Source organism: Oxalicibacterium faecigallinarum, assembly GCF_014635705.1.
In the GTDB taxonomy this organism is placed as follows: domain Bacteria; phylum Pseudomonadota; class Gammaproteobacteria; order Burkholderiales; family Burkholderiaceae_D; genus Oxalicibacterium; species Oxalicibacterium faecigallinarum.
In genome coordinates this window covers 1,869,087-1,890,125 of record NZ_BMDI01000001.1, presented here as the reverse complement: position 1 = coordinate 1,890,125, position 21,039 = coordinate 1,869,087, and the positions used below count along the sequence as shown (strand labels likewise).

The 21,039-nt window shown below is 53.3% G+C and carries 18 protein-coding genes; 9 read left to right on the top strand and 9 right to left on the bottom strand.

What is annotated here, in order from left to right:
* The first annotated feature begins 178 nt into the window (after nt 1–178).
* Nucleotides 179–1,381 (top strand): site-specific DNA-methyltransferase, encoded by a 1,203-nt coding sequence (locus tag IEV29_RS09035; protein WP_229726295.1) that lies wholly within the window; start codon nt 179–181, stop codon nt 1,379–1,381.
* Entirely contained in the window at nt 1,320–2,723 is a 1,404-nt protein-coding gene (locus IEV29_RS09030; RefSeq protein WP_188380859.1) for a DNA adenine methylase, read from the top strand. Before IEV29_RS09035 ends, IEV29_RS09030 begins: the two co-directional genes overlap by 62 nt.
* A gap of 5 nt (nt 2,724–2,728) precedes the next feature.
* Here the strand turns inward: IEV29_RS09030 and IEV29_RS09025 are convergent, their stop codons facing one another.
* Nucleotides 2,729–3,916 carry a phospholipase D family protein gene (locus tag IEV29_RS09025; RefSeq protein WP_188380858.1) on the bottom strand — a complete coding sequence of 396 codons (1,188 nt, stop codon included), beginning with the start codon at nt 3,914–3,916 and terminating at the stop codon, nt 2,729–2,731.
* 104 nt (nt 3,917–4,020) lie between these two features.
* Entirely contained in the window at nt 4,021–4,413 is a 393-nt protein-coding gene (locus IEV29_RS09020) for a DUF2846 domain-containing protein (protein WP_229726294.1), read from the bottom strand.
* A gap of 280 nt (nt 4,414–4,693) precedes the next feature.
* Here IEV29_RS09020 and IEV29_RS09015 point away from each other — a divergent pair, with 280 nt between their 5' ends.
* Entirely contained in the window at nt 4,694–5,806 is a 1,113-nt protein-coding gene (locus IEV29_RS09015; protein WP_188380856.1) for a collagen-like triple helix repeat-containing protein, read from the top strand.
* 139 nt (nt 5,807–5,945) lie between these two features.
* Here IEV29_RS09015 and IEV29_RS09010 read toward each other — a convergent pair whose 3' ends face one another.
* Together IEV29_RS09010 and IEV29_RS09005 are read right to left on the bottom strand one after the other, a co-directional pair.
* Complete coding sequence (locus IEV29_RS09010; protein WP_188380855.1) at nt 5,946–6,203, bottom strand: hypothetical protein; 258 nt, start codon at nt 6,201–6,203, stop codon at nt 5,946–5,948.
* A gap of 36 nt (nt 6,204–6,239) precedes the next feature.
* On the bottom strand, nt 6,240–6,674 hold the full coding sequence (locus IEV29_RS09005) for a hypothetical protein (RefSeq protein WP_188380854.1): 435 nt from the start codon (nt 6,672–6,674) through the stop codon (nt 6,240–6,242).
* A gap of 408 nt (nt 6,675–7,082) precedes the next feature.
* Here IEV29_RS09005 and IEV29_RS09000 point away from each other — a divergent pair, with 408 nt between their 5' ends.
* On the top strand, nt 7,083–8,147 hold the full coding sequence (locus tag IEV29_RS09000; protein ID WP_188380853.1) for a hypothetical protein: 1,065 nt from the start codon (nt 7,083–7,085) through the stop codon (nt 8,145–8,147).
* A 119-nt stretch (nt 8,148–8,266) separates the two neighbouring features.
* On the opposite strand, the gene IEV29_RS08995 is transcribed toward IEV29_RS09000, so the two are convergent.
* Nucleotides 8,267–9,037 (bottom strand): GAF domain-containing protein, encoded by a 771-nt coding sequence (locus IEV29_RS08995; protein ID WP_229726293.1) that lies wholly within the window; start codon nt 9,035–9,037, stop codon nt 8,267–8,269.
* A 275-nt stretch (nt 9,038–9,312) separates the two neighbouring features.
* Here IEV29_RS08995 and IEV29_RS08990 point away from each other — a divergent pair, with 275 nt between their 5' ends.
* Both IEV29_RS08990 and IEV29_RS08985 read left to right on the top strand, forming a co-directional pair.
* Nucleotides 9,313–10,962, top strand: coding sequence for a methyl-accepting chemotaxis protein (locus IEV29_RS08990; RefSeq protein ID WP_188380852.1), 1,650 nt, complete (start codon nt 9,313–9,315; stop codon nt 10,960–10,962).
* Nucleotides 10,959–12,755: a putative bifunctional diguanylate cyclase/phosphodiesterase gene (locus tag IEV29_RS08985; RefSeq protein WP_229726292.1), complete on the top strand. Its 1,797-nt coding sequence runs from the start codon at nt 10,959–10,961 to the stop codon at nt 12,753–12,755. Before IEV29_RS08990 ends, IEV29_RS08985 begins: the two co-directional genes overlap by 4 nt.
* Before the next feature lie 124 nt (nt 12,756–12,879).
* Here IEV29_RS08985 and IEV29_RS08980 read toward each other — a convergent pair whose 3' ends face one another.
* Nucleotides 12,880–13,032 (bottom strand): DUF3309 family protein, encoded by a 153-nt coding sequence (locus IEV29_RS08980; RefSeq protein ID WP_188380851.1) that lies wholly within the window; start codon nt 13,030–13,032, stop codon nt 12,880–12,882.
* 558 nt (nt 13,033–13,590) lie between these two features.
* Between IEV29_RS08980 and IEV29_RS08975 the strand changes: the two genes are divergently transcribed.
* Nucleotides 13,591–14,511 carry a D-hexose-6-phosphate mutarotase gene (locus IEV29_RS08975; protein WP_188380850.1) on the top strand — a complete coding sequence of 307 codons (921 nt, stop codon included), beginning with the start codon at nt 13,591–13,593 and terminating at the stop codon, nt 14,509–14,511.
* Between the two features lie 74 nt (nt 14,512–14,585).
* On the opposite strand, the gene IEV29_RS08970 is transcribed toward IEV29_RS08975, so the two are convergent.
* The 3 genes from IEV29_RS08970 to IEV29_RS08960 all read right to left on the bottom strand — a co-directional run bounded on the left by IEV29_RS08970 (nt 14,586) and on the right by IEV29_RS08960 (nt 18,602).
* A complete protein-coding gene (locus tag IEV29_RS08970; RefSeq protein WP_188380849.1) occupies nt 14,586–15,242 on the bottom strand; it encodes an HD domain-containing protein in 657 nt (218 codons plus the stop codon).
* 2 nt (nt 15,243–15,244) lie between these two features.
* A complete protein-coding gene (locus IEV29_RS08965; RefSeq protein WP_229726291.1) occupies nt 15,245–17,680 on the bottom strand; it encodes a mechanosensitive ion channel domain-containing protein in 2,436 nt (811 codons plus the stop codon).
* A gap of 364 nt (nt 17,681–18,044) precedes the next feature.
* Nucleotides 18,045–18,602, bottom strand: coding sequence for a hypothetical protein (locus IEV29_RS08960; RefSeq protein WP_188380848.1), 558 nt, complete (start codon nt 18,600–18,602; stop codon nt 18,045–18,047).
* 304 nt (nt 18,603–18,906) lie between these two features.
* On the opposite strand from IEV29_RS08960, the gene IEV29_RS08955 reads away from it, so the two are divergent.
* Both IEV29_RS08955 and IEV29_RS08950 read left to right on the top strand, forming a co-directional pair.
* Complete coding sequence (locus IEV29_RS08955) at nt 18,907–19,629, top strand: response regulator (protein WP_188380847.1); 723 nt, start codon at nt 18,907–18,909, stop codon at nt 19,627–19,629.
* On the top strand, nt 19,626–21,023 hold the full coding sequence (locus IEV29_RS08950; protein WP_188380846.1) for an ATP-binding protein: 1,398 nt from the start codon (nt 19,626–19,628) through the stop codon (nt 21,021–21,023). Before IEV29_RS08955 ends, IEV29_RS08950 begins: the two co-directional genes overlap by 4 nt.
* Nucleotides 21,024–21,039 lie beyond the last annotated feature (16 nt).

The following is a 21,039-nucleotide window of genomic DNA, read 5'->3' as shown; positions in this document are numbered from 1 at the left end:
CCAAAACTGAAAACAGCAACGATGACACTTCGCGTGGAGCCCGAAGTAAAGGTTGTTGCTGAGCTTGCTGCGCAACGGGAGCGGCGCAGTGTAACTAGCCTTATTGAGGTACTGATATTGGCGCACGGTGAATCTCTTGGTATCGAATCACAACAGCCAAGCAAGCAGGGGCCATTGAATGACGCTTAACGAATCAGCCACCATGGCTGGCCCCACATTGGGGGCGCAATATGCAGGTGTGCGTCGACCCGAGATTGACTTGGGTAAGTCGATGCAGCGAGTGGCGAAATGGTCGATTGGTAATGCGGACACCAAAAATGCGCTAATCCAAGGAGACAACATTAAAGCGTTATCCTTGCTAGCTGATAACCATCCGGCGAGCGTGAAGTGTGCCTATCTAGATCCTCCCTATAACAATGGAGAGAGTTATCAACACTACTTCGATAATATGGGTCATGAGGAGTGGCTTGAGTCGGTGACCGCGCGCTTAAAGCAAATAAAGACGCTCCTTCGTGAAGATGGAAGTGCTTGGATATCTATTGATGATTCTGAGCTGCACTACCTGAAAGTTGCGGCAGACGGTGTTTTTGGTCGAACCAATTTTGTGGGCACGATTATTTGGGAGCGCCGAACCACTAGAGAAAACAGGAAAGTTTTTTCTCGCAATCACGAATACCTTCTGGTTTACGCGAAGAAGCTTAGCGTCTGGGAAAAGCAGCGAAACTCGTTACCGCTGACTGAAGAAGTTAAAAGCCGGTATAAAAATCCGGATAACGATTCGAGGGGAGCGTGGCAGTCTGTAAGTGCAAACGTCCAAGAAGGACATGCTACTGCGCAGCAGTACTACGATGTCGTAGGACCAAATGGAAAAATCCATCGTCCTCCAAAGGGTCGATGCTGGATTTATTCTCAGCAAAGAATGCAGGAAGAAATTGATGCTAACAACATTTGGTTTGGGACGGATGGGGGAGCTGTTCCTCGTGTAAAACAGTTTCTCCATCAGAGAAAAGTTGGCCTCACCCCAGAAACGCTTTGGTATGCGAAGGATGTTGGAACAACTAGCAGTGCAAAAAAACACTTACTTGACCTCTTTCAAGAAAAGCAACTATTCGATACCCCGAAACCAGAACAATTGATCCAGCGAGTCCTCGCAATAGCAACGAATCCAGGCGACATTGTGCTAGACCCCTATCTTGGTTCAGGGACGACAGCGGCCGTTGCCCATAAGATGAATCGTGTCTATTGGGGAGTAGAAATTGGTGATCATATCAAGACACATTGTGTCGCTAGACTTAAGCAGGTAATTGCAGGAGAACAGGGTGGCATTTCAGAAGAGCTTGGCTGGCAGGGCGGGGGAGGCTTTGCTTTTTTCAGAGTTTGAAAGCTCAGCGGATGTAGCAATTGGCGCTTACCGCCCAATCTATTACTTAGGCTGTAAAGCGGCGTTCACAGATGCCATTAAATCTGCAGTTGACGCAGTCTCTCCAGCGGGCGGTACCGTGCTTGATCTCTTTGCGGGAACGGGTGCTGTTGCATATCGGTTTGCAGATGATAGAGACGTGATTACTGTCGATGTTCAGGAGTATTCGCGCGTTCTATGCTCTGCGGCACTTCGAACCGCGAAGCTATCTTCTAGTTTGATAGACGATATATGCGCCCAAGTTCAAGCGGAAAAGTCCAAGGCCTTGTCGTGGTTTGCGCCAATGGCGGCTTTTGAGGCGTCGGCTATCTTTGATGCACATTATGGGAATTTTGATGCGCTGATTGAGCTCCTTGAGTCTCCCCCGTTGATTGCGTTTGAGGACAAAGAGCAAAAACTGCCGCACTCGAATCTCGGAGAGGCTATTAAAGAAACTATCTCTAGGCTCGAGTCTACCGGACTTGAATTGTCAGAGTGCACAACCATTAGTAGAAATTTTGGCGGCGTATACTTTTCCTTTGATCAAGCCCTAAGTCTAGATGCCATGATTTCCGTCGCGCATAGGATCGGAAGGGCAACGCAAGACACTTTAATCGCTACTGCGCTTAGTACTGCAAGCAGTCTTGTGAATACCGTAGGAAAGCATTTTGCGCAGCCGATTCAGCCGAGAAATAAAAGTGGCATCGTTAAACCTGGTCTGGCGAAGAGCGTTTCGCGCGATCGATCATTAGATGCACTGGAAACATACCGGGCATGGCTTGAGAAATATTCTGCGTTGCCAACTAGGAACCGTGCTCATCAGGCAATTCGTACGGATTTCGCTGAAGCTTTAAGGCTTTATGGCCCTCAGTGTTCGGTGGTATACGCTGACCCACCCTATACACGTGACCACTACAGTCGTTTCTATCATGTACTAGAAACAATGTGCCTTAGGGATAATCCTAAGGTATCGAGGGTCGTCAAAGACGGGCGTTCTGTGATTAGCAGAGGTGTCTATCGAGAAGACCGACACCAATCCCCATTTTCTATCAGGTCAACTGCGCCAAAAGCATTTGAGACTTTGTTTAAGACGGCACGTGATCTAAGTCTTCCAGTGGTGCTGTCCTATTCGCCCCATGAAGAGGGGGACGGAACACATCCGCGCGTAGTTTCGATGGGAAACATAATCGAGCTTGCGCAAAAGTACTATCCCCATGTCGAGATCGACGCAATTGATGGGGTTACACACAATCAACTCAATAGAAATGGCCTAAAACTTAAAAAACGTGAGCAGGCCGAGGTTATTTTGAAATGCTTTACCTAGCCTGCTTATGGTTCTGCCGTGGGAAGGCTGATAGGTAGTAGATCAATTGGCGCATCATCCCACGCGTCTCTGAGGAGATCGGGCGAGACATAGCTTTCTTTCATAAGGCGGCGCCCAGCGAGAGGATGAGGGCCAAAGAGTAAACGGACCTTCTTGTAAGCAGGCTGATTCGTGATTGGCCGAAGGATGGTGTAACGGAATGAGCGTTCGTCCAATTTGGCGGCTATTAAGATCATGCGCTCATCATTAGGTCCTACCTCATACTGTCCCTTAGACTCCGGTAGCTCCAATCGGTAGTTGTTGCTGGCGGCATTGTAAAAAAGCCAGACTTTTTTAACGGCGTGTAGAGTCCCATCGAGTTCCACGTACTGGGTAAAGATGAATTTGTCAGTTCCGTCATGCCCAAAAAAATGACGATGCGCTGTCTGGCCAATATCTCCTTGTCCGCCACGAGTGCTTGGCAACTCCCTGATTAGAATTTCTTGCTGTTGTAGCGCCGGAGCGGCTACTGCAAGGGCCTTGGCAGCGTGCTTGGGCGCAGCGGCCTTGGGTTGTGCTGGTGCCTTGAGGCCATTGTTGTAGCGAACACGTGCATTCGCCATCGCTTTTTCAAGAACGCGAGGATCATCTAATGAGCAGAGAGTCTCAGCCTTTGCTTGAGCCTGCAACCAGTCGGAAATTTCTTTTTCAACTGCAAGAGCTGTTTCACCCTCAAGGGATTGGGTGCTGAAGGCCTCCCAATTGGCAGCTTGACCTCCAGGTTTCTGTCCGAGACCGCGCTCCGTTAAGTTACCAGAGCCGGTGATCAACGAAAATTTTTCTTCGCCGTAAAACCATGAGAACTTCGGATGAAAGGTACATGGAGCTTGGCTGTGAAGAAAAACTTGAGCTTTCAATGCAGGTTGATACTGTGTAACAAGGGCCGAGAGCTGCAGTAATGCCTCTGCGTTTGTGATGGCATCAATACCAACTATCAAGTGAAATGGGCGTTTGCCTCCAAGCATGGCGGCAATGTTGGGAAGACTAAAAAATGTCTCGATGCCTCCTTTGGAGGCAAACGCAAAGACTCCCCCTCCTCGCTCAGCGACTCGTGAGCAAGTATTAATCGCGTCTAGAAGGCCGGCTGAGCCAGGCCGTTGAAAAACAAATGTCATAATGGCGAGAGTCAAAAGAATTAAGTGTAACTTGCGCAAGAATCATCGCCTCTAAAGCGTAAATTTTTGACTCAGCGCGTAGTCCTCGGTGCAAAAAAATGGTTAGTAACAGTCTTTTTGGAAGCGACTTAAAGTCGCAGATTTTACTCGCTACAAGTCCCCGGCGTCGCCAAATCCAACTTAGCAACAGCCGCCTTACCCTTCTCCTCTTCAATCAACTCAAGACCTGCACCACCAACAAATGCGCCAAGCTTGATGTATTGGCGGATGAAGTAGTTACGTCCTTCTTCTGTGAAGAGCGAAAGATCGTTTGGTGAGAATTCGGATTCGGTAGAGATCTTGTGATCCTTGTTGCCAGCGACTTCTGTCTTGAAGAAAACGTCTGGTGCGCTTTCCCCGATGCACTTGCCATCGACCCAGATATCCTTCTTGAGTGCCTTGCCGACAAAGCTGTCGCGATAGATATAAAGGCCGGAGTTACCCGCACTTGGCTTCGCGAATTCTTTTGCTTTTTGTGATGCCTCTTTGCTTTCCATTTGTACCGATGCACAACCAGTGAATAACACGGACGTCAGTACAACCAACGACAACTTTTTATACATTTTCTCTCCCAACTATTTTTATGGAACGAGGATCATAAGAGAAATTTTTGTTGTGTTGAGGAAAAAATTTTAGCCTTCCCATATTCATGGGATATGAGATTCCTACTCACATTCGCACCATCGTCTGTCTTTCTTTTCTCCTTTGCCAAAACCTATATTAAGGGTGTGCGGTGTAGTTCAGCCCCAACCCAACAAGTCCAATTAGGAGGCAACAATGAAAGCGACATTCAAAGATATTGCGCAGTGTTCTGCCATTGTTTTGGTAATGGCATTGACCGGTTGCGCAAGTGGCAGCGGATCAACCAGTGCGGGGCTTGGTGGTGGTTCGGGTGGAAGCTCCGGTGGTGGCGGAAGCGGCGGCGGTGGGGGTGGCAGTGGTGTAACCAGCACCAGCGCATCACCAACCGGTCGGGTTGCCGATAATGCGGGCAATATCATCAGCACCACAGGCGGTGCTGTTTCTACCTTGGGTACAACGATTGGTGATGGTACGTTGCCGGTCGTACCCGCACAAACACAATCCGATCTGGGTCGTGTAGTGGATGATGCGGGCAATATCGTGACGACGCTCGGTCAGGGCATTTCCAACGGACTTGGCCAGACCGGTTTGGTTGAAAATCCGCTGGGCATTACGGTGGCCAATACGGGTAACGTGATCGAACGCACAGGGCAAACCGTGCAGGATACGGGTTCGCTGGTGAGCAATGTCGGTAGCGGATCGCTTACGCCGCTGGCACCGGTGACGCAGCCGGTTGGTGGTCTGGTGACACGTGTGGGTGAAGGCGTATCCGGCCTGGCACCAAACGTAACCAATGGCTTGTCATCGGGTGGTGTGGAGCAGATCACACAAAGTGGCAGCAATGTCATCACACCATTGACGGATCGTGTGACGACGCTGACGCAAAAGGTTGGCGAACGTACCGGACTGGATGAGCCGGTCGATGGTTTGCTGGGTCGCGTTGGTGGCGGTGTCGATCAGCTGGGGCAATCGGTCAGCGGCTCATCCGAGTTGGGCTCCGGGCTGGGTTCGGTTATCAGTTCAACCGGGCAGACGGTTTCTGCCGCCGGCGTCCTGATCAATGATCGAGACGGCACAGGGTCGAGCAATCTGGTTTCCAGCCTGACGAATACGCTGGGTGGATTGAATGGTCCAAGCCCAAGCGTTGGCATCGGTAACCTGACGGCGACGGTGGATGCGACCGTCAATGTTCTGGTTGGCGTCAATGTAACGCATACCGGCACGGGTGCCAGTGGCGGCACCGCACCGAACTTGCTGACACCGGTGCAAAACCTGACGACGGGCGTGACAGGTTTGCTAGGTCGATAAGGCGTGCGTGATAGACGTTGCGCGTAACGGCAGTCGAATAGATCACCGTTGATCGTGTAGTCAAACAAAAGCCTCGCGATGCGAGGCTTTTGTCATTGATGCGTCGAAGGTTGCGTTGTGCTTGTGCGCTTTTAGGTCCTCAAGGCTTGGTGTCGGTCTTTTGCGTGCGTGGCTTGTCGGATGCTTTCGCTTTATTTTGTGCGGCTTGCTGTTCGGCGGCTTCGGCACGCAAGCGTTCTCTCTCCTTGTTCATGACGAAGTCGGCTTCGCGCTTGCCATGTCCGGGCTCCAGTTTTTCTGTCGATGGCGTGGCGGGTTTGGATGTATTGCCAAACTGCGCCAGTGCCACCGAGCTGACCAGTAGCGATGCCAGTAAAAGAGGACGCACCTTGCGCATGGATATCTCCTGAATGGTTGAGTGATGAGCGACTCGCTAACGTTGCACAGGCTTCTGCACCAGCGAGATGACATTGTCGGAGGCAAACTGATCCTGCAGTGCCTCGATCTCGGCAAACAGTTTCATCAGGCGTTCCAGCCACGGATAACGCGCATAACGGATGGCGCGATTGGATTTTTCCAGGCTGGCGGAAAACTGTTGCGTCAGAATGCGCGGCGCGCCACGACGACACACGCCGCCATGCAACATGGCGCGCTTGCCCAGATAGTCGATTGCGCAACGGCGTTTGTAATCCATCGCATCCGCCTCGGCATGGGGGCCGACCAGTGGGCCGGGTTGCGCTACGGCACGCAGATAACTGTTCCAGTCGCCTTCCGTACAGGCGGGTTGGGTAGTAGTGACCTGTTCAGCAACGGTGTCGCCGGTGATTGGTGTGGTGGTCTCGATTGATTTTTTAAGTACGGTTCCCATAGCAACTCCATTGAAGTGGTGTCCTGCGGTACACGGACTGATTGCTCTCTGCTCATGCAGAGGCGCGTGGCGAAGATCGCTGCAGATGATGGACAACGACTTCGGGGTAAGTCTGCTTCGGTTTTGATGTAAGTCTGCGATGTAAGTATGGTTAACAAGCTAAAGGGCTGAGCATGATTCGGATGTTCGACAGACCACATAAGCATGAGATTTACGTGCGATTGCTGCATAAATTTTGCGCAGTAGGGTAGATCATTTCACTTGAGAAAGGAAATGCTCAGACATCCGCATGCACGGGATGACAATGCACTGCGCACCGATACGAGCCAGCAACTATTTGCCGAATTGCACCCGTTCTGCGTGGCAATGCGTAGAATCATGCGATCTCCCTTTTGATGGTTGATCACCATGAAGCCTGTGCTGTGCCGCCCCCTTGCTCTTGCCACGTTGATGCTTGCTCTGGTGTCGCCGTTTGCGATGGCGCAAACCTATACGCTCGCCGATCTGCAGGCGCTGGTCGCCCGCAAGGAATTTGCCGAAGCCGTCTTGCATCTGCGCGATATTACGCCGACGGCACGCGACGCCACATGGGATGACATTGCGGTGCAGACCCTTATTGGCAATGCCGACAATCTGCGCAAGGATGGTGCGGGCGAAGCCTATCGTTATCTGGAAGAAGGCACGCGCGCTTTTCCGTCCACCGCCAGCGATGCGCGCATGAAGAGCAAACAGGTTGAGCTGGGTTTGCAGGCCGTGAAGGAACGCCGCTTTTACGATCGCAACGAGCGCGACAAGGTGGTGGAAGCAATTCTGCAGATCGATCCGTCCGTGATCGTGCCGCTGATCACCGACGCCTATTACGATGATCCGCATCAACGCATCTACCTGTGGATGCAACAGCAGCCCCAAACAGTCAGCGGTAATCAGAAGCTGAAAGATCATGTGTTGCGTCGAGCTGGACAAAAGAACGTGAGCGAGACACCCGCGCAAACACAAAGCAAGTTTGCCGCCCTGAAAAAGGTTGACTGGCTGGAGGAATGGGCAAAAGCCGATCAGGCGCGCGTGGCGACGTATGCATCCGAACTCATGCGTGGCGAGTTTGGCAATCAGCACATCGGTCGCGTATTGCTGACCTCGCTGGAAGAAGCGGGTTATCGCAATGATGATTTACGCGCGCGCTTTTTTGCACCGTTGGCCTTGATGCGTTCAGCGACAACCTCGGTTGATCCGCTGGATCAGATTGCCAGGGTGCCGTCATCCAGCCTGAAAAAAGCCGAGCGCGAACTGCTGCAAAGCAAACCGACATCGGCTTTCTGGTTTGGCGGCGTGTGGGAAACGGCAGAGTGGGACAAGTTGCGCAAGCTGATGCCGGATGCCGCCAGGCTGGCAGAGCAGGAATGTGCCGCACAGCGCAAGGATGCATCGAAAGAACCCGCACATGTGAGTTACGGCGGTTGTCGCTGGATCAAGTGACGGTGCGGATAACAATGCAGTAGCTGTTTACACGGTGAGCGCGACACAGGACATAGGGCATGCAACAGACAAGCGATGTCGGCAGCAAGAAAAAACCGGGCATCAGCCCGGTTTTGTTTTTATGCAGCGCGTACCTTATCGAATCGCTTCAACTCATCCGATGCAATCGCGGCCAGTTCACGCAGTGCGCGAATCTCTTTCTCGCGCAACCGGCGTGGTTCGCGATCCAGCACGCAGAGCGTACCCATCCGAAAGCCGTCACGATCGATGAGTGGAATGCCGGCATAAAAGCGAATGTACGGCATGCCGGTCACGAGCGGATTATTGCGAAAGCGATGGTCGGCATGGGCATCTTCGACGATGAAGGCATCGTCGTCCAGAATCGCATGACTGCAGAAGGCCCATTCGCGCGGGGTTTCATTCACATCGACCCCAATGCGTGATTTGAACCACTGGCGTTTTGCAGTCAGCATGGTCACCAGTGCCATTGGCGTGTCGGTCACTTGCGTGGCCAGCCAGGTCAGGCGATCAAAGACCGGATCGTTGGCCGATTCCACAATATCCAGCGCGTTCAATGCCAGTAACCGTGCAGCTTCGTTGCCGGGCACCGGATAACGCGGCGCAGATTGTGGCAGAAACTCCACATTGGTCGGGATGAAGGCATTGGCCATGCTGTCTGCGCTGGCCGTATCGGCACGTGTCTTCAGCAAACGCGTGATGGCGCTGAGGCGCACGCGGCGATGGCCGCCCGGTGTCTTCCAGGATTCCAGCGCGCCACTCTCGATCCAGAGCTGCGCGGTACTGACGGCCACCCCAAGCAGACGCGCAGCGCTGCTGGTGGTCAGAATGGGATCGCCGTCTCCTGCGTCCGTTTTTTTCATTTTTGTCATGCTGTTGCTCCGTTGGTTGATACGGAAGTCGCTATGGTATGCGCGATTTAACCAGAAATCACAATTATTTTGTTGGCATATGGAAATTTAAAGCCTAGTATAGGCTCATATTTGCTGTTTTCGTCAAATTCATCATTTTTTAACCTTCTGTGCCGGCAGAGATGACAAGACGACAGCAGCAAGTCACTTTTACGTATGGGTGACGCATCAGGAAGCAACGGCTGCTTCCAAAATGGGCTTGAATCGCATGCGTTTATCGATTTGGAAAGTTCATCATGCAGTTCCTTCGGAATCTCAATATCGGCAAGAAGCTGGGCCTGGGCTTCGGTGCAGTCACCCTCCTCATGCTATTGCTGACTGTTGTGGCGCTGACGCGGATGTCCGTGATCTCGAACGCGGTGTCGGTGCAAACCCAGTTGCAGCAGGAAAAACTGGCGCCGTTGTACGACGCGCGCGAAGCACTGGCGCAAACGGGTCTGGCGGCGCGCAATGCGTTCATTTTTCAGGATCAGGCCAGTGCCATGAAAGAGCTGGATATTGTGGATCAGCAAAAAGTCCTCTATCTCAGTGCCATCAACAAGGCGGCGAACGCATTTAGTGATGACGCTGACTTTGCCAAGGCGCGTAATGGGCTGCTGACGATGGCAAAAGAACTGGAGCGTCCGCGTCGATATCGGGCGTCGAACGATATCAGTGGATTTGGCAAATTTCTGGTGGAAGAATGCAGCCCTCTGCGTCGCCAGATTGTGACAGACATCGACAAGGTGATCAAAAACGTCGAGGCGCAAAGTATGCAGGCAGCGCAATCTTCCAATCACATTCTGGATGCATCGATTATGTTGCTGTTGGTCATTGCCGGTATCGCCTTACTGACGAGTGCAGTCATTGCGGTCCTGATTACGCGCGGTCTGTTGAAACAGTTGGGTGGTGAGCCAGCGTATGCCGTAGCGATTGCGGAAAAGATTGCGCAAGGTGATCTATCGACAAAGATCATCACCAAATCGAACGATCAAACAAGTCTGCTGCACGCAATCAAAACCATGCGCGATAACCTGGCGACAATCGTCAGCCAAGTCCGTATGGGGACAGACATGATTGCGTCTTCATCATCAGATATTGCGCAAGGCAACGTAGATTTGTCGTCGCGCACGGAGCAGCAAGCCTTTGCTCTGGAAAAAACCAGTACGGAGATGCAAAAGCTGACGGACACCGTACGTCAAAATGCAGACAATGCACAACAAGCCAACACGCTCGCTGTCTTCGCATCGACTGTCGCGGGCAAAGGCGGCGCCATGGTTAACGATGTGATCGATACGATGAGTACCATCGATGCTTCTTCGCGTCGTATCGTCGAGATTATTTCGGTGATCGACGGTATTGCATTTCAAACCAATATCTTGGCGTTAAACGCTGCGGTGGAAGCAGCGCGAGCGGGCGAAGCGGGACGTGGGTTTGCGGTTGTGGCAACTGAAGTACGTAATCTCGCGCAGCGTTCCGCAAGTGCCGCAAAAGAAATCAAAGCACTGATCGATGACTCTGTCAGCAACATCAACGCTGGAACCAAGCTGGTTGCCCAGGCAGGTCAGACGATGAAGGAAGTTGTCGACAGCGTACGTCGCGTCACAGAAGTGGTGGGAGAAATCAGTGTTGCAGGTCAGGACCAAAGTGTTGGTATCGGTGCGGTGAGCCAGGCTGTTTCAGAGATGGATCAAACAACCCAACAGAATGCAGCCCTGGTTGAAGAGGCTGCAGCAGCAGCGCAATCGTTACGCGATCAGGCAGCCACCTTGTCCCAACTGGTCCAGACCTTTGTCTTGTCTGAGGCGCAGCATGACGAAGCGTTGCGTGGCCATCGCCGTGCGGAATTTTCGGTGGTAAGTGACGTACCGATGTTGTCCCCTACGAGATTGCTGAGTACAGCATGATGATGACCGCCCTCCCTCTCGACCGCGCCACTTCCGAATACACTGATAATTCAACACTTGAATCGCAGCGATTGGTCGCCTTGCGTAGACTCGGCTTGCTGGATAGTGCGCCGGCCGAAGCATTTGATCGTATTACGCGACTGGCAGCACAGATATTTAAACTGCCGATTGCCGCTGTGTCATTAACGGATTCAGACCGTCAGTGGTTTAAATCACGCGTTGGCGTGACGCATCAACAAATTCCACGACATCTTGCTCCGTGCTCTGAAGTGGCTGACACCTCGAATGTACTGGTTATTCGTGATTTGCTTGCCGATGATGCCTTTAAGCATAGCCATCTAGCGACCACCGGTGTGCGCTTTTACGCCGGCGCCCCTTTGATCACCGATGATGGTTTTAACTTGGGTGCAATGTGCGTGCTCGGGCATGAACCGCGTGATGTCACTATTGAGGAAAGCAAAGCGCTTAGTGATCTGGCAGCACTGGTGATGTCGCAGATCGAACTACAGCATGCGTTGGGTCGTATCGATGCAATTAGCGGACAACCTAACCGCAATCAGTTTCGTGAAGACTTTGAAGATCTTGAAAAAGATCGCCCAGGGCAGTTTGCCGATCTCGTTCTGCTTAACATCGCGCGCGCTGAAGAAATCTCCAGCGCAACCAGAGTGATGGGTTCGCAGTATGTAGAAGCATTGGTGCGTGGTGCCGCATCGATGTTGCGTGCCATGCTGCAACCAGAAGGAACGATTTATCACATCAGCGACACACAATTTGTTTTCTTCGCGCCTCGAGACGTTGATGCTGCTGCTTACCGTTCGACGCTGGAATCGTTTCTATCTGATTACGAATATGGCGTGGATTCACGGTACGTGACAACCGCCACGTTTGGCACGACACGATTTCAGATTGGTCTTAGCGACCATGGTGACGTTTTACGTATGGCGCATAGCGCATCGCAAGACGCTATCCAGTTGGAAGGGCGCGTGAAAGCCTACTCGCCGATGGAAGATGCTGCTTATCGGCGCCGCTTTCAACTTCTTCATCAATTTGGCATTGCGCTTGAGAATACCGAGAGGTTGCATCTCGTTTATCAGCCACGTGTCAACTTGGCCACGCAGAAATGTGTCGGTGCAGAAGCCTTATTACGTTGGACAGATCCGGAACTAGGTGCGGTATCGCCGGCTGAATTCATGCCGATCGTCGAATGCAGTGCAATGATCCATGCCACGACAGCATGGGTCATCGAAAACGCAGTGAGGCAACTTGCAACGTGGCGTAAGGAAGGAAAGCATTGGCAGATAGCGGTGAACATTTCCGCGTCTAACTTGTTGGAGCCACTATTTGCGCAGCATCTGTTTGCGGTACTGAAGCGATATGGGGTTGATCCATCAGAGTTGGAGCTCGAAGTAACCGAGAGCGCGATTATGACAAATCCACAGGATGCCAATCTGGTTCTCGAGCAGTTGGTCGCCCATGGATTAAAAATTGCGATTGACGATTTCGGTACAGGTTATAGCAGCCTTGCATATTTGCAGAAACTTCCGGCGAAGATTCTAAAAATTGATCGCTCTTTTGTAAAAGATCTTGCGATAGACGAAAGACAAAAATCGTTAGTACTGGCCATGCTGAGATTGGCGCACGAGCTCGATTACACGGTCGTCGCTGAAGGCGTGGAAAGCGCGGAAATCATGGCTGTGCTTCAGCAGATGGGGTGCGACGAAGCGCAAGGTTATCTGTTTTCGCCGCCACTTATGCCAGCGGATTTTGTGGCTTGGCAGAATAGTCTGGGATAACGAGAAAAATGCACTTCATCTGCTCGTCTGGTTGAAAGCGCCTGTAGATTGTTTCTTCAAAGGTGGATCTCAGCGCAAAAAAGCGTACATCGTGATGATGTACGCTTTTTTACTTCAGCTCGTGTTAAATACGGCCCGTAAGCAGCAACACGATCAGTACGATGACCAGAATACCGGTGATGCCGCTTGGTGCATAACCCCAGTTACGGCTGTGACCCCAAGTAGGCAAGACTCCAATCAACAACAGAATCAGAATAATCAAAAGGATGGTGGACATAGGGTTCTCCCGTCGTAAATATGGCTAGATCATCCATCCTGTAGGACTTTCGTTCTGTGCGGCGGCACACGCAGTGCTGCTGATTTGCAACTTGCGCAAAGAGCCTGAATGAGGAACGAACTGAATGCCGGGTCTGCTTCGACATAAGGCGGTTCTTGATGTGTCGCGCACCTGTCTCATAGTCGTAATGGTGTTGCACCCACGCCTGGCTGTATTTGAAATCACCTTACAATCATCTGCGTATGGAATTTTGTGCGTGCAGATGCGTCTATCCAAGGTTGATCTTTCTTGGGACAAAGAATGATGAAAATGCGCGTAAATCGATGGTTCGCCCGTGCCGGGATGCTTGCTATCGTGTTCGCACTGATGGGTTGTAGCGGATATGCCGATCAGCCGCGTGCTAAATCCGGCGTAGAAACGTACGGCGTTATCGATGTTGGTATTGGCTCACATCGATAATGTCAGCGATGTACACCTTACCTTGCGCGTTTGGTGCAACATTGCGCGCGCAACCGCGAAGTAAAAACAAGATCAATTACCTATTTCAGAAAGCGACACATGAGTTCACTACCCACTAATCTGCATGACGATGTGGTCCAGTCTGATCCTTTTTTTGACAACGTATTGGGTTTGCCCTGTCTGACGCTGGTATGTGGGCGGGCCGAGGCGCGTGTAACGCGTCAGGGTGCACAGGTCATTTCATGGCGCGCCAGTGACGGACGTGAACGCTTTTATCTTTCCACTCAAACAGGAGGCATGAAGCGGGAGGACGCGCTGGATGCGGCAACACTGGCACAGGCGATCCGTGGTGGTGTACCGATCTGCTTCCCACAATTCTCGGTGCGAGGCGCGATTCTCAAGCATGGTTTTGCACGTGCATTGCCCTGGACGCTGGAGTCGCTGGTCAATCACGATGCGGAGCGTAGCGTGGCGGTTTTTTCCCTGCGTGATGACGCGCGCACGCGTTCGATTTGGCCGTATGCTTTTCTGGTGCAGTTGACAGTGACGCTGGAGCCGCAACGTCTGATGATTGCCTTGCAAGTGACAAATACCGGTGAGGAAGCCTGGACGTTTACCGGCGCCTTGCACAGTTACCTGTTGGTGGACGAGATTGCCAAAACCGAACTGATCGGCTTGCGAGGTACACATTACGAAGATGCGACGGCCGACAATGTGGATGTCATTGATCCGGACGACAGTCTCCGCATTGGAGAGGAAACCGATCGCGTTTATCTCTCGCCGCCGGCATCATTGCAACTGGTCGAGGAAGGCAAGCCTGCGCTACACATCGGCAAAACCGGTTTCACCGATACGGTGGTGTGGAATCCGGGGCCGGAACTGATCCAGACGCTGAAAGACATGCCGGATAGCGACTGGCAGCACATGCTGTGCGTGGAAGCGGCCTGTGCATCGGCACCGGTGATCGTCCAGCCGGGCGAAACCTGGATAGGCAGTCAGGTACTGTCGATTGCCGGTTGAGTCGATAGGAAATAAAAAACGCGTGCCTGATCTTCATCGGCACGCGTTTTATTTTGGGATGGAGGAGGCACCTCTTATTCCTCGCCCCATTCCTCTACGAATGTCTGGCGGAATGCAATCAACCAGGCCAGACGTTCTTCACCCAGTCGTCGCCCTGCTTCGGTTTGCATCGTTGCCGGCAAGGTCGCCAGTTTGACTCTGATGTGATCGAGCGCATAAGCACGATCATCCAGCGTCCTGTCCCGTGCCAGTACATCAGCGGGATGCGCCAGTGCCGAACCCATGCGCCCTGCCGTATAAAACAACCGTGCCAGTCCGACTGCACCCAATGCATCAAGGCGATCCGCATCCTGCACGATCTGTGCTTCGATCGTGACAGGGCTGATCGCAGCAGAAAAACTATGCGCCTCGATTGCATGCGCAACCAGCGGCAGCTTGTCCGGATAAAAGCCGACCGCGCGTAACGCAGTGCATGCCTTCTCTGCAGCGAGGCGTGATGCTTGCGCACGATCCGGATGATTCTTGGGCAGATTGACCAGATCGTGCAGATAGCATGCTGCTTGTACGACCAGCCGATCAGCGCGAGGATAATCGGTCAGCAAATGTTGTGCGGTCTTCCACACGCGATGCAAATGGTTGATGTCATGCGCACCGTCGTCTTCTGCTGCGGCGGTAGCGATGGCAACAAATTCCTGGCGCCAGTCTTGTTCGGATTGTGTCGATGTGTGCATGATTACTGTGCTGGTTGACTACGCATGATAGGCAGCGGCGACGTATTGCCATCCTTATCCTGACTGAAAGCCAGAACGGTGTGTGGATACGGAATCTCGATGCCGGCGGCGGCAAAGTGGCGTGTGACCAACCGGTTGAATGCACGCTGCACCATCCATTGCATGCCGGGTGCCGTCTTGATCAACACACGGATGTTGAAGCCGCGTTCGTGCAGGGACGTCACGCCGGGAATCGAAATCTCTTCCAGAATCGATGGCGCCAGTTCTTCATCCTGCATCAGTTCCTTGAAGGCTTCTTTCAGATGATGGATGGCGTTATCGACATCTTCACGATAGGCGATCGCGTACTCGCCATAGTGATAAGCAAAGTCGCGCGTGTGATTGGAAACCTTGTCCACCGATGAAAATGGAATCATGTGGAAGCCGCCATCGAGCGTGCGGATGCCGACCGAACGGATCGTGATTTTTTCGACCGTACCAAAGATGCCGGCGACTTCCACCACGTCATTCTGGTTCATGCCATTCTCAAGCTGGATGAACACACCGGTGATGACGTCCTGCACCAGCTTTTGCGCACCAAAGCCGATGGCCAGACCGACCACACCGGCACCGGCAATCAGCGGTGCGATATCAATCCCGATTTGCGACAGCACAACCAGAATCGTCAGCGTCACGATCACGACCAGCGCCGCATTGCGGAACAATGAAAGCAGTGTCTTCTCGCGTTCGCTCGGCTGTGCGTGCAGACTGATCGGACTCAGGCGATGCTCGATGATGCTGGCAATGGTGGTCCAGATCAGCGCGGCGATCACCAGAATGATGGCGACGTGTACGGTGGCAATGATGACCGCGCTGCCGCGATCCGATGCAATCCAGTGACTCAGATTGAAGGCGCGCCACGCGTCGAGTACAACCAGTACCACGACCATCATGTTGATCAGATGGAAGCCCTTGAGTGCAGGCGGCACGTAGGAGTTGATGCGTGCCTCCAGCATGGGCAGGCGCGTGCGCAAGTCTTCCGACAGGCGAATGCGCCGCGCAAAGATCGATGACACGATGGTCGATAGCAACAGACCGATGCCAATCGCCAGCAGCGTTTGCAAGGTCGCTTCTGCCATGAATGGCAAGGCATCGTGTGGTGCAATCTGACTGACAATCAGCAGCACGGTGAAATAGACGATGGCCAATGTATGCCAGACACGTGCAAGCACACGGATCATTGTCGAGAAGAACGAAGTCGACGCCGTCTTGGCATAGTCCTCCAGGCTGTCACGTACCGATTTGCGATTGCGGCGGATGGTATTGATGGCATAGACATACACACCCAGCATGATGACGATGTTAAGCAGATGACCAATCGTCGGCGACAGTGCGGTTTTGACGACTGGCACTGCAACCAGAATGCCGTAGCCCATTACACTGATCACGCGTTCCAGCCAGTTGCCCCAGTAGGTTGCCGTTTCGTCGCGCATGGTGAACAGACGCAGACGATCAAAGCGTGGCGAGAAAATGCCGCGCACGACGGCCTTGGCGATTTCGACCGCGACGAAGGCATTGATGAACAGGGATTCGAGCGTATTGATCGTCTCGGCCTCGCCGACAGCAAACAGTGCCACGCCATAACCGACCGCGCCGGCCAGCAGAATGGCGGCAATATCCACCATCATGGCAAACACGATGGCGACCGATTTTCGATACAGTGCCGATCCCACGAAGCGAACCGATTCACCGGTTGTGGCATCGGCAGGCTCGGCTGGCGTTGCAGTAATCCATCGATTGCTGCGCGCATAGATACGCGCAGCCAGTGCGCGAAACAGGAAGAAGGCAACGATCGTCGCAGCGGCAATCATCAGCAGATTAACTAGTAAGGCACGCCAGGCACCGGGCACGATATTGCCCGGTTCATCGGCTTGCTGCTCCTGACCCATGCTGCGGACAGCGGCCATTGCCTCGGACACGTCGGCGCTGATACTGGCAATGAAGTGCTGAATGCCGTCTGCGATATTGCGGGAAAACAGAAGATTGCTATCCGGTTCGATCGGTGCCGATTTGACGATGTTGGTCTTGCTACTTGCGGACGCCGGTGAGGCAGGCGGCGTCGACGTTGTGGATGCGCCGACGACTGAGTCTTGCGGTGCGCTGGTGCCGGCAGCCTCGGTACTGCCGCTCTTGTTTTGCGTATCGGCGAGGGTGCGCAGTTCGGAAATCAGTTGATTGCGCGTGCTTTCCGTTTCCAGAAGATCGGCCAGTGCAGCATATGAAGTGGTGTTGCCGGCTGTTGTGTCCGTCGCAGTGGATTGGGCATGCGCGGAAAAGGGAATACCGATGGCAAGTATCAGGACCAGAAAAAAAGCCTGAATCCGGTGAAGGCGTGTGTCGGACGCGTGTCGTCGCGGAATGAATAGTGTGATGTTGTGCGGTTGAATGATCGAACCCAAATCGGCTTCCTCCACAGATCGGATGTTGATGAAACAGTGTGCAGGCCATCGGTATGGCCCGCGACAACGCGCAATGCGCTACGGACAGGGCAAGCAAATGGTGTTGATAAAGCCGTGGCGACAATGCATGAACAGACGCATTTGCGTGATACCCAGCGTGTTGTTGTGGTGATTGTCCGGCGTGACAACGGCGATGTCAGGGAGAAGACTTTCTCGCCTTCGTGACAGAATGCTTTGCAGCGATGATGCGGTCACAGACCGATCAGAAGATCCTTGCCCAGCCGACATGATAACAGCCGATGCAAAATTGGCCTATGCCGCAGCGATGCACAGGCCCTTGCACCTGGATGAAAGAAACGCGAAATCAGACCGGGTTGGCAATCCACCAGTAGCCGACGCCGCTGTCATTGCGCAGTGCGTAACGCACATGATTCATGAAGCGCTGCGGAAACATCTTGGCATCGGCAGTTGGCGAGGATTCCTGCAACATGGCGTTCACCATGTCCGCGATCTTCTCGCGCGACATGTTTGGATTGGTCGCAGCCGTGACCAGTTTGGAAAGCGAGAACACGATCTCGCGATCTGCCTGTCCCCCATCGCGCCGGACCAGTGCCGTAATGGTGGTGATATAACCTGTATCTTTGGAGACGCTGGCCGTGATCGAGACGCCGGTGTCGAATACCTGCTGGAAGTAATCATGTACCGCGCCGCGCCGGATTTCGACGGTGTTGATATGGAAGGGTTTGTTGAAATTGCGTGCCGCGGTGTTGAACGCATCGACAAACTCTTTCGGAGTGAACGCGAACTCACCGGCTTTCGGTGCGATTTGTGAGGAATTCGTCTTGCTGCCGATGGCGAGATCATCGCCGCTACCACAGGCGGTCAGACAGAGCGCCAGACCCAGAATGGCCAAACTTTTCATTGTCTCCTCCTTGCCCTGTTTTCCGTCATATGTGCGGATGGCTTTTTTATGGAAGGCGGCGTTCATTGCCGCGATGTTTAAAGATTACACCAAATGAAAAAAAATGCAGGCCTGTTTTGCGGCAAGGGCTGACGGGCTACGAGGATCGAGGTGCTTGGCTATAATGCATTGTCGATTGCAACACGCATGGCCGTAATTTCTTAAAAATTTTGCATCGTTTCCGGTCTCCATCACGTCGTTTTCACCAAAAAAAGACATGTCGAGCGGGAGGCTGACGATGATCTCCCGTTTCTCTTCCACTACTATGAATAAATCTGACCACATCCTGATCGTTGATGATGATGAGGAAATTCGGCAACTGCTTTCGGATTATCTGCAGTCGGCCGGTTATCGCACCTGGGTCGCAGCCGACGGCAAGGCCATGCGAGAGCAGCTGGACAAGGTGCAGATCGATCTGATTGTGCTGGATCTGATGATGCCGGGCGAAGACGGCGTCGCATTGTGCCGTGAACTGCGTACGCACAGCGATATTCCGGTCATCATGCTGACCGCACGCGGTTCACCACTGGATCGCATCGTCGGACTGGAAGTGGGTGCCGACGATTACATGCCCAAGCCATTTGAACCGCGCGAGCTGGTGGCGCGCATCAAGGTCATTCTCAAACGTGCACGCAGCTATCCCTTGCAGGCGGCACGTAATGCACCGGGCTTCATCCGCTTTGCCGGATGGCGGCTGGATACGCAGGCGCGGCAGTTGCAGCGTGATGACGAGCCGGTGATTACGCTGGGCAGTTCGGATTATCTGGTGTTGCGTACCCTGATCGACCACGCCAATCGCGCATTGACGCGCGACTATCTGCTCAACAATGTGTATAGCAAGGACAGCCTGCCGTTTGATCGTTCGATCGATGTCTGCATCAGCCGTTTACGCCAGCATCTGGAACCTGATCCGCGTCACCCTACCCTGATTCGTACCGTGCGTAACACCGGGTACATGCTCACAGCGGACGTCGTCGTCGAAGAATGAAGTGGTTTTGGCCGCGATCGCTGACGGGCCGGCTGGTCATCATCATGGTGATCGGCATGTTGTCGGCACAGCTGATGACCGGCACCATCTGGTTCGATATGCGCTACGGCAAAGCGATGGAAGTGCCGACACGACTGGTGGCCAGCGAACTGGCGCTGCGCATACGGTTGCTGGAAACGCTGCCGCTGGAGCAGCAAGTTGCCATGTTGGCCAAGATCAGCAGTCCGCATTTCACACTGAAACAGATCGACCAACCGGCTGAATCCACACGGACGGAAACGCGTCATCAGGCGGTAGCGATGCTGTTTGAAAACGTGCTGGAGCAGCAGCTCGGACAACATCTGCCAACCCGCATTCTCAAGGCGGACTTGCAAAACCGCGACGGCAGCGAGAGCAGTTTCTTTTCTCTGCTCAGAGAAGATTTTCCGGAAGGACATTTTGTCGTGCAGGTGGAGCTGCCGGATCATCGCTGGCTGGAAGTCAATGCGCATGAAGGACAGGCTGGTCTCAGCATGGCGCCGCAGACCGCACTCTACGATTATCTGATGCGCATCTATGTGCTGCGCATCATTGCCATCGTTGCGATTGCATTGATCGTCGTACGTCTGGTGATGAAGCCGCTGAAGAAGCTGGCGAACGCCGCCGAGCAGTTGGGTGAGAATATCCACAGCCCACCGCTGGATGTGACCGGCCCGGATGAAGTCAAGCAGGCAGCGCAGGCATTCAACATCATGCAACGCAAGCTGATCGACGGGATTGCCGAACGGACGCGCTTTCTGGCGGCGGTATCGCACGATCTGCGCTCGCCGATTACGCGGATGAAGTTGCGCACCGAGATGCTCAAGGATGAGGCGGCACAAGCCAAGTTCCGCAAGGATCTGGAAGAGATGGAGGCGATGGTGACATCGACGCTGCATTTCGTACGCAATATCGATACCGAAGAACAGCTGCGCAACGTCGATATCAACGCACTGCTGGAAAGTCTGAAGATCGATGCCGAAGAGATCGGCTCGCAGGTCACGCTCCACGGCAAGGCGCAACCGTTACCCGCCTACGCGCGCAGCTTGCGACGTTGCGTGCAGAATCTTCTGGAGAATGCCATTCGATACGGGCAGACCGCACATATCGAGGTTGTCGATACCCCGGCCCAGTTACAGATCATCATCAGCGATCAGGGACCAGGTATTCCACCCGAACTGCTGGAACAGGTAATGGAACCTTTCATGCGGGTCGAAGGGTCACGCAATACGCATACCGGGGGCTTTGGTTTGGGCTTGAGTATTGCCCGTACCGTAGCGCAGGCACATCGCGGCAGGCTGACCTTGCGCAACCGTGAAGCCGGCGGTCTGGAAGTGACGCTGACCTTGCCGCGTACAAACAGAAGTAACGCCTGACCTCGTGCCATCGACC